Origin of the sequence: Allochromatium palmeri (assembly GCF_009720725.1) — a bacterium.
GTDB lineage: Bacteria > Pseudomonadota > Gammaproteobacteria > Chromatiales > Chromatiaceae > Thermochromatium > Thermochromatium palmeri.
Window position 1 is genome coordinate 1 of record NZ_WNKT01000067.1, and the last position, 11,074, is coordinate 11,074.

The following is an 11,074-nucleotide window of genomic DNA, read 5'->3' on the forward strand; positions in this document are numbered from 1 at the left end:
GATGGTATAGGTGACGGTGCCACCGGTCGCGACCGAGGCGGCGTTGACGGTCTTGCGGGCATAGAGCGCACCACCGCTGATCGGCTGGCCGACGGTGACCTCGGTCGGCTGGTCGCCGTTGGCGTCGATGCCATCGACATCGGTCGGCTCGGGGACGGTTTGATCGGAATCGACCGAGCCCTGATTGCTGATGACGGTGCCGACAGGGACGCTGCCATTTACGGTCACCTGGAAGGTGATCGTCGCTGGCAGACCGACAGCCAAGGTGCCGACATCAACTGTCAGGACACCGTCGGTGAAGCTGCCGAACGCGGCGTCATTGAGCGTGCTGCTATTAACGACATACTCAGTATTGGCCAGCATCGGGTCGGTGAAGACGACATTGGTCGCCGCGACACTGCCGCTGTTAGTCAGCACGACGCTGTATTCGAGCGTATCGCCCGTATCGACTTGGCCATTGCTGTTGACATCCCCGTCCGGCGCGAAGGCGACGCTCTTGCTGGCGTCGATCACGGCATTGGTGGTCGGGGTGACGGACACCGTATCGCTCGTCGTGTAATCGTTCAGCGTATCCGCTTCGCTGAGCGGTCCAGTGCGGCCCGAGTCCGCCGTGCCGGCGGCACTGGAAAGGCTCGTCCAGGTCAAATTCGCGGCATTGGTCAGGGGGCTGCCGACAACGGCGGCATTCGAGACCCGTGCACGCAAGACGATGTCTTGCGGCGTGCCGCAGGTCAGCGACGCGAGGCTGAAGGTTAATTTCTGGCCATTGACATTGCTCGGCTCCGGGCTGGCGCTGACATAGCTCAGATGCTCCGGCAGGGTATCGGTGACGACCAGATCGTAAGGAGTTTGGCATTGACCGGTGGCGTCGTTCTCCGGGGTGAGCCTGAGGGTGAAGGTCACTAGGTCGCCAAGCGAAAGACTGGGGGAACTGGCCGTTTTGTCCAGGCTGACCTGTGGCTCTGTGATGGTCAGTTCGAGCGGTTGGTTACCCTCAGTTACACCATTGGCATCGAAATGCAGCGTTTTGGAAACACCGCCATCGGTATAGCTCACCGAGGCGTGATTGCCCAATTTCTCGTTAGCCTGATTGCCCGCGCTGTTGTCCACGCGGGCAATGATCCGGACCTGGACATATTCGTCGCTGGGATCGGTATCCGCCGCCGTCGCCTGATTATCGACATAACCCAAATCGAAGATCAGAGTTGTTGGACCACTACCGGTCTCTGATGTTGGCGCACAAGTCGAGGCGTCGTTCGACTGGAGGCTGTCAATGTTTTCTATCGTCAGGTCGGTATCGCCGACACTGATCGCGCAGCTCACATAGCTCAGACCGGCGGGCAGTTCGTCAGTCACTTCCATGTCGGGCGTCTTCACACGGCTGACGTTGACGTGAATGTCATAGGAGACCGTTTCGCCAAGGGTGTAGCGCGTTGCACCCGTAGTGAATGTCTTGTGGATGGCGACCGTGCTGTCGACGATCAGGTTTTGCCAGTTCGTCGTAACGTTGTAGTTGTTGAGTTTGGTGTTGTCGTCCTGGGTTGATTCCGCTGTGCTGTCATCGCGCTCATTGACATCCTCGCCATCGCGACTGGAATAGGTGGCGCTGAGGTCATTTGCCAGGGGTTGTCCAGCGATGACGTCATCGCTCAGTTTTGCGTCGAATCTGAGCGTGAAACTGGCGCCGGGAACCAGGTCGAAGGGCGTGCTCGTCGTGAGGCCGCTGCTTGCTAGCGAGAAATTCGTGTCGCTCACGCTGGAAGTGCCGGCGCCGGGCGTAACGCTCAAGGTTTCAAACTGACCAAACAGATCGGTGGGCAGTAGATCCGTCAGGGCGGTCTCATAAGCCGTCGTGTCGCCGTCGTTGGTGACGATGACGGTGTAGGTGACGATATCGCCCTTTTTCAGCCCAGTGACCGGCGTGACGTTGGGTTCCAGCTTCAGGTGGGGTTCGCCGACCGTGATGGATTTCGTTTTGTCCGGCGTAACGAACGCGCTGCCTCCGAGCTTGAAGGAGAGCCAGGCACGGTTGGTCAGAATCGTGTCTTTCTGATTCCCCAGGACATTGGCGACCCGCGCCTTGTAGGTAACGATCAGGTTCTGACTGGATCCCGTGCTATTAGCGACGGTGCCGAAGTCGGCCGTGAGCGTGTTGCTGTCATTGGTGAAATTCGGGGGCGTGCTGCCCAGCGTCAGACCGCCTGGATTGGATAACGTGAAGCCCTCGGCATAGACCAGAGCCGCCGGCAGTTCATCATGCAACACCACGTCGTTGAAGGCTGGCAAGGTCGCTGTCGGCGGGATGCTGACGGTCAGGCGGTATTCGACCTCGTCGCCGATTGCGTAAGGGGTGGCGGCGCTGATCCGCTCTTTGGTGAGTCCCAGATCGCCGACCGCGATGCTCGCGGTGGCGGTTGTGCTGTAACCGTTGCTCCCGGTACCTGTGGTGCTGCTGGTGCGTTCGCCGGTCAGATCGCCGGCGTTGCCCGGTGTCACATTGCCCGTGCCTTTGGTGCCCGGCAGACTGGTCCAGGTCGTGGTCGCAGTATTGTCGAAGTGATCCTCTGTGATATTGCCGGTCGTAGTCAGGGTGGCGATGACATCCAGCGTCCCGCCAGCCGGGAAGCTGGCGACATCGATCGACACGGTCTTGCTCGGATTAGTCGCGCTGCTATCGGTAATGGTGCCGGTGTCGAAGCTGCCGCTGACGACCGAGGTCGTGACGCTGTCGAGCCGGGTATTCGCGGGCAATTGAGCGGCCAGCAGATCCGTCAGATTGACGTCATAGGCCGGGGCGTCGCCGGTGTTCTCCAGCCGGAATGTATAGACGAAGGAGCCAAGCGACTCGTTCAGCAGGGCGGAAGGGCTGGGAGTTTTGGTCAGCGTCAGGTGCGGTTGGATGACCGTGACCGTGACGGGTGTGGCGTCTGTCGTCTGTGTCTGCGAGAGCGCGTTCCAGTAGCGGATGCCGCCGGGGTTGGTCAGTGCCTTACCGGTCGTATTGCCCGAGACATTCTGCACCACAGCTTTGTATTCGAGCGTATAGGACGCGCTGGTCGTGTCGGAATTGATGACATCGCCCAGACTGAGCCGCAAGTCTCGGTCAGCCCAGGGATTACCCAGACTGACGAAGACGTCGCTTGCGGCACTGTTGATGTTGGCCGGATTCACGGACGCGGTGAGGCCGCGGGTGGGATCGAAGGTACGCGACAACCTGCCCGAACCGGCGACATAGGCCAATCCCTCGGGCAGGGTATCGACCAGAACCAGTTGGCGGGTCGTGCCGGGCGGCACGTTGACCTTGAGTTGATAGGTCAGTACCTCGCCGATCAGGACGTTGTTATCGGCGCTATCGGCCTCGCTGGTGGCAAACAGGGTCTTGGTGACATCACGGTTCTGTGTCTCCTCGCCCACCGGCGTCAGCGTGGGATTGCGCCCGTCGGCGGAATTGCCGTTGTCGTCGGACTTGACGCCTGTCGCATCGCCGGTACGGGTGACGGTGGCCTGATTGCTGACGATGCCTGTCGCAAAGTCGGTGCTGATTTTGACTTTGAACTCGGCCGTGACGCGCGCGCCGGCGATGAGGCTGCCGATGTTGAGGCTGACCGGATCTTCGTCCAGCACCGCGCCCTGGCTGGTGACGACCGAGCCGGCCACGACGGTGGTGTTGTCTGGAATGCTGTCCGTCAGCCGGACATCGTTTGCGGTCGCATTGCCGACATTGACGATGGTCAGGGTGTAACGCAGGGTGTCGCCCGCCTGCGGCAGGCCGCTATCGCCGAGACTGGTATCCAGCGCCCAGCGTTTCTGCACGTCCAGTTGCGGAACCGCTACGCCGCTGACGATGGTCACCGGCGTGGGCTGGTTGCCGTTGCTGGGGATGCCGTCGAAGTCGGTCAGCGTGGATTGCGGGTTGGCGCCGTCGGTATAGGTGACCGTGCCTTGGTTGTTGACGGTGCCTGTTGTGGCACCGGCGGTGCCGGTGATGGTGATGGTCGCGCTGGTATTGGGGGCTAGGCTGGCGAGGGTGGCGGTGACGAGCTGGCCGCTGCGGGTGACGGTTGCTGTGGCGCTCGTTGCGTTGGTCACCGTGATCTGCGCCGGAACGGTGTCGCTGAACTGGAGGTCGGTTAGGTCCGTGCTACCGATGTTGGTCAGGGTGATGGTGTAGGTGACGATGCCATTGGTCGCGACCGAGGCTGCGTTGACGGTCTTCTTGGCATAGAGCGCACCGCCGCCACCGCTGATCGGCTGGCCGACGGTGACGTCGGTCGGCTGGTCGCCGTTGGTGTCGTTGCCGTCGACATCCGTCGGCTCGGGGACGGTTTGATCCGAGTCGACCGAGCCTTGGTTGCTGATGACGGTGCCGGTGGGGACGCTGCCATCTATGGTGACCTGAAAGCGGATGGTGGCACTGTCGTTGACAGCTATCTCGCCGACATCAACAGTCAACACACCGCTGCTGACGTTGCCGGATGGGGTGCTGCTGTTGGCGACATACGCGGTATTGGCCTGTATCGGGTCGGTGAAGACCACGTTGGTGGCCGGGATGCTGCCTTTGTTCGTCAGTGTGATGCTGTATTCGAGGATGTCGTTGGCGGCTACCACCCCACCGTTGCTGTCCGTCACGGTCTTGACGGCATCGATCACCGCGTTGGTGGTCGGGATGACATCAACCGTGTCACTGGTGGTGTAATTGTTCAGCCCAGACGCCCCATCCTGACCGGTACGGCCCGGTTTATTAGCCGCATCATCCTTATCGGCACCCGACAGGCTCTTCCAGGTCACCTCCGCCTTGTTGGTCAGCTCCTCGCCCACGCTGACGGTGGAGGCAATGCGGGCCTTATAAGTGAACAAGGTCGAAGCGCTGGAAGCCAACGTCGAGATGCGGAACGTCAGCTTCTGACCGTCGATGGTCACATCAGCGTCGGGCAATGAGGCTGACTCAGGATGGTAGGTCAGCCCGGTCGGCAGGGTATCGGTAACGACCAGATCGAAGGCATCGGACGTATAGGTGCCCGTATTCGCGAGATTGATGGTGAAGGCCACCAGATCGCCGAGCGCCTGCGACGTCGGGTTGGCGGTCTTGGTCAGGGTCAGCGCCGGCTCGACGATGGTGAGTGGGCGACCCTGGATGCCGGCGACACCCGTGTTGTAATCGTAGGTGACGGTGGTCGGACCAGTGCCGTACTGGACGGTCACCGTGCCGCCTTCACCGTTTTTCAACACGGTGGGCGTCTCGGCCTGATTGCCGGTGATGTTATCGACCCGCGCCTTGATGGCGATGGTGACGAAATCATCTTCATCGTTTGTATTTGGGGGATTGCTTACATCGCCCAGATCGAACTGGACGGTCTGGCCGGTACCCATCCGGGTGTTGTAGTCGGCATTACCGAGCGTCCAAGGCATGCCTTCCACGCTGATCGTATGGCTCACATAGGTCAGACCCACCGGCAGCACGTCGGTAACGACCACGCTTGGCGTCACGCCCTCGATCACGCTGACCTTGAGGGTATAGGTGACCAGTTCGCCGATGGTGGCCTGGGTCTTGTCGGCCTGTTTGTCGATGGCGATGGGCGCATCGACCGTCAGGCCGATGCTCGCGGATTCTTCATAGTTGTTGAGCTGGGCGTCGTCGTCATCGACGCTGCCGGGATTGGTGGCATTGTCGCGCACCACGGCATCAGTATCAGTGCTGGCGCCCGTCGGCTGGCTGGCATAGTTGGCGCGCACGCTGTTGGTTAGGAGCTGGCCCGCCTCAACGCTATCCATCAGTACCGCGTCGAAGGCCACCGTCAGGGACGCGCCGGGGGCGATGCAAATGCCGGCGATTGTCAAGGTGTCATCATCGTTGGTCGTTGTAGAGACCAACGCATTCGTCGGCAAAACTGCTGTGCCGCCAGAACAATCGGCATTGTTCAGCTCGACATTGCCGCTGGGGGTTACGCTGAACACGCTCAGATTATGGAGGCCAGCTGGCAACTGATCGCTCACCGTTATCTGGTAGGCCGTGGTCGGGCCTTCATTTTCGACCGTGAACTTGTACCGAACGGTATCGCCCGCCTGACTACCCGTGTCGCCGCTTACGATGGTCTTGGTCATCGTCAGATTGGGCTCGCCAATCGTGATCGATGGCTCGTTAGCGGCGTCGCTGGTCAGGGTGCCACCGCCCGGTTTGTCATAGCTGGCGCTCGCCACGTTGGTCCGGGATTGCCCGTTCTGATTGGCGATGTCATTGGCGACCTGGGCGTAATAATCGATGACGATATTGCCGGATTGGGTGGCTGTAACCGTATCCAGGTCAAAAACAATCGGGCTGGCTCCGTTGTAGGTGAAGCTAGTCGTAATCCCTGTGTCTCGCGTGATTGATGGCGCATACGGCGCGCTAGTCAGGAAGGTCAGCCCAGCCGGCAGGGTATCGGTGATCTCCAGATTGTTGGTGGTGCCGACGGCCACGCCGAGCGTGAGGCGATAGTGGACAATATCGCCGATGGCGTAATGGGTCTGCGCATCGACGACCGCTTTGGACAGCGTCGGGGTGCTGGTGACCACCGATTGGGTCGTCGATTTTGTGATGTCGTTGACGCCGCCAGCGCCGGTGCGCTCGTCGTCGCTGTTGCCCGAGAGGGTGGTCGCGGTGGCGGATGGCGTAGTGGTCAGGGTCTTGCCGTAGAGCGTATTGGAATTGACCTGAGCGGTATAGGTGATGGTGACCGACTCGCCCGGATCGAGCTGATCGATGGTGCCATTCAGGGTGTTGCCGCTGAAACTGGCGTTGATCGTCGCGCCGGTCGTGCCGGCATTGGTGACGATGCCGCCCGGATTGGTGAGTTCAACCGGCAGGATATCGGTAAAGCTCCAGTCGAAACCGGTTGTGGCGTTGGTGCCCGAGGGATTGGTGATGGTCAGGATATAGGTCAGTAGATCCCCGGCACTGGGGGAGCTGGGCGTGACGTCCTGGACGATGACGACCTGCGGTAGGGCGACCTTGACCGTCTGGGTTCCAGATTTGACGTTCTGCTGTGTGCCGCTGGCATTGTCGTAATAGATGCGTCCCTCGTCGGTGATCGCATGTCCGGCGATGTTGTTCGCGACATTGGCGATCCGAAGAGTGACGCTCAGAGTGTAGGTGTCGCTGTCATTGGTGGATGTGGAGTTATTTACATCGCCCAAGGCCAGACAGAATTGGCCATCGGCCGGGCATCCCCCGGCGGTGCCGGTGGCGAGGGTGACCGCGACCGGGGTATTGGCGTTTGCACCGTTGATCGTCCCCGGATTGCTGGCCGCGCTCAGGGAGGTATTGCTGCGCGCCAGGGTCGCCCCGACCAGCGCGACATCGCCAATGTTCCCGGCAGTAATGGCATCGGCCAGGACGACATTCTTGGTGATGCCTTTGGGCAGGGTGAAGGTCAGGTCATAGGTCACCGTTTCGCCAATAGCGACCTTGGGATTGTCCGTGAAGGTCTGCGAGTGCGCGGAGATGACCTTGGCATTGCTGGCGCCGGTGACGGCGAAGGTATTGCTAGCCGATTTGGTGACCGTGCCGGCAGACCCAATGTTGGAATCGTCGCTCGGCAGAGTTTTGGCCGTCGCCGCTGCCTGGTTGGTGTAGGTGGTGCCGGTGACGGCGTCGTCCTTGACATTGACGGTGAAGGTGGCTGTCTGCTCGGTCGTCTCGCAGGCCGAGTTATCAGAGCGGGTAAAGGTGACGACGTCCCCCACTTGTTTGAAGGTATAGCCGGCGGGGGTGCCACCGTTCTCAGCTACCGAAGTCACATCAAACAGATCAGTCGGCAGCGTATCGGTGATGACACAGCCGAACATGGGGCTGGTGGTGGAGGTATTGCGCCACTTCAGCGTCACGGTCACGGGCGTGCCGGCGGCACCGCTGGTGGGCGACATGGTTTTGGTCAGGTTCCAGGCCGGAGTGACCTTGGTCCAGCTCACCGTATTGCTGGTGCGAGTCGTCGCGTTGGTCGCCGAGACCGTGGCGGTGTTGTTACCGTTGGCGTTTAGCCAAGCGGTTATACCTGTATAGGTGACGGTGCCAGCCGTACTGCCGTTTGTGCCTGTTACCGTGACGGTTCCACCGGAGCTGCTGACGTTCTCGGAACAGGTGAATCCGTCGGAACCGCATGCTGTAAAGGCGGGGATGGTCGTGCTGCCGCTGCTGTCTGTCAGCGAAAAACCGGAATATGTACCTTCCGAAAGCTTGACGACAATTTCAAAATTGAGCGTTTCACCTTGGTTGAAATTGGCACTATCGTCGTTAAACGTCGTACCGGATACAGACGAGCCAATGATCCGCTGGGTAATCTCCTGAATATCCTGGATCTTGACCGTTGCGGTATCCGAGAGTGTGCCGTAACCGGCATCCGCGAGATTGGTGGCATTGGCGGCGGCCGAGTAATACTCGGTGACGGTCGCCCTGTTTTTCAGGCTGTTGTCGACATTCGGGACAGCAGTTTGCTGAATGGTGCATTGATAGGTGATGGTGGTGCTTTCATCAACACCAAGTTGATTCAACACGAAGGTTCCGTCAAAGAGATTACCGGATCCGCCTGCTGCATTGGTTACCGTGCAACTCGCCCCATCCCCGTAATAGCTCAACGATTTGGCCGTATCATTGAGCTTAATCTTGTGCGCCGGACCATTGCCCTCATTCGTCACGGTGATCTGATAGTCAATAACATCACCAGCATCGGCGTCGCTAACGCTATCGGCGTAGCTCCCGCCTGACTTACGCACTAGCTTCTCGACCGCCAGAATCGGTTCAGCCGTCGTGATATTGACGACGCTTGCCGCGTCTGCGGTGTCATTAAACGAATTTTTTGATGTGATCTCAACTAGATTGGCGAGGTCCAGTTGATCGGCGATGGGCGCCGTCGTCATCGTGACCGTAAAAATAATGTCGATGACTTCATCGTTTTCCTGCGACTCCACATTGCCGAAGGACCACTCGAGGGTATTTTGCGTGGCGTCGGTGGAAAATGTTATTGTGTCACTGGTCACGGCGGCTGCCGTGTGTCCGGTTGGGTGGAAGCGCCATTTGCCAGCAGCGGGAATCGGAATCGAGTCGTCGAATCCCGTCACCTCGGTGGCAACCAGCTTGGGAATCGGCAGGTAATCCGTCAGCGTCAGATCCTCGAACGACACGAAGGGCATGTCGTATTGAATCCGGTAGGTAACCGTTTCGCCGGGTGAGATGTTAAGATCAAGCGGGCCGTCAGTACTGCCATTGACGGCATAGATGCTTTTGGTGAAGGTCGGCCCCTCAATGCTGACGCTGGCTTCGGTCTCGTCGGTGGCTGCCTCGCCGCCCGTAACTACTGAATCGACCGATGCGGTGTTGCGCACCTCATCGCCGGCGGAGAGCGGCTTCGTGCCAGTGTCAGTGACGTCGTCGCCGGCATATTCATCATCGACATTGGATTCGAAGACGATCTCATATGCGCCTCCTCCACTCATGGCATAGGATAAGTCGATGGTAAGCGTTGTTTCACCATTGACCTTCTCGGCAGCGGTAAAATCGTTGCCCAGACTAAAATAGCCGCTGCTCGTCGCCCCGCCCTGGTTCACGCTCCAGGTTGGGATAAAGCTAGGGCGAAAGGTCTGCCCATCGCCCAGCACATCCGTCAGGACGGCGCTATCGACCCCGAAATAATCCGAAATCTGGCCTTCGATGGTGTAGCGCAGACAGTCGTTTGGACGAGGACCGCGCTCGTCCGGGTTGAACGTGTTGCCGTCACAGTCAGTGACGTCCACCGATTTCTGAATGGCATTCGCCTTGGCGGTGATTTTATATGAGTCGGTGGCGCTAACCGTGCTGCTGCTGTAGGTGCCGCTGGCGGTGCTACTGTTTTCGATCTCGACGCCGCGACCGGGATTGTTGGCGTTTAAAATGAGGGCGTTAGAGCTGTTGCGCTCGGGGACATAAAACTCGAAGGTGATGGTTTTATCGGCGCCGGTGGTGCCCGTGATGGCGCCGCAATTGAAGGTCAGCGTCCCTCCGGGTGTGCTGGTCGATGGCGTCGATGTGGCGCTACAGCCCGCCGCATTCACAACCTGGACGAACTGGAAGCTATTCGGCAAGACATCCGTCACGGCCACGTCGCTGACCGTCGCACCATTCGCCACATCCACGGTCAATGAAACCGTGCGCTTGAAGCTCGGCCCGGTCGCGGTTTCGCGCTCTGGGGCAATGATGGTCTTGGTGTGCTGGATGACGCTTGGCGTCACGCGCAACGCCACCTCGGTGCCAACAATCGGCGGGTCAGCACTGGGATTGTTCAGCTCATCCGCGCCCAGCGAGAAAATCGGCGTGAATTGAAACTGATTCGGCGTTCCCACCACGGCATTGGGAGAATTGGGCGTCAAACTGAAACTAATGCACTGCTTGGGCTGAGTATTGGGGAAGGAGCCGAGTGGATATTCGAGGGTTAGATACTGCTCGCCGTAAGCAATGGTGCGGGTCCGTCCCGGCATGGTCGCTTGCAGCGGGCTGTCGAGCGTACACTCCACCGCCGCGCAGGGATTGTCCGCGGCTTTCCGGGGCGTCAAGTCCGTGCCCAGATAGCGGAACGTATCCACCGTATAGCCCGCCGGCACGATCAGCTCCAGCACCGGCTGATAGCCCACGCTGTCAGAAGTGCCAGCGTTTTTCACGCAGGCCTCGGCGTCAGGAGTAGCGGACTCGTTGATGAAGGGCGTCAGGTCATTCTCGGTGATGGTCACTTCCGCGACCGCGACCGCGACCGGATCAGCCCATGCCAGTCCGCAACAGAGCCAAAGTACCAACCCAACCAGCAGACTCCAGCGTTGATGCAGCTGGCGGAAGGGTTTCTGACGGCGTGTGTTCAACATGACCATGACCATACATTGAGACCGAAACGGTGCAGGCATCGCGTCAGATGCTGCCGGCTGGTCATCCATGGCCATGAGCTGTGGCCGAATACCTACAATCACGCAAGAGTAGCACCGCGCCAACAAAAAAGCTTAAACCACGTCCAGTCAGAGATGCGTAATTTTTGTGATACGCTGTCCACATGAACTGAGTCGCCGTTGGCTCGCCCTC

Annotated in this window: 1 protein-coding gene; it reads right to left on the bottom strand. The window is 59.7% G+C overall.

All coding sequences use genetic code 11. The features are described from left to right. On the bottom strand, positions 1 to 10,863 hold a 10,863-nt coding region (locus GJ668_RS18520; RefSeq protein WP_186343208.1), incomplete at its 3' end, for a beta strand repeat-containing protein. Between the last annotated feature and the right edge of the window lie 211 nt (positions 10,864 to 11,074).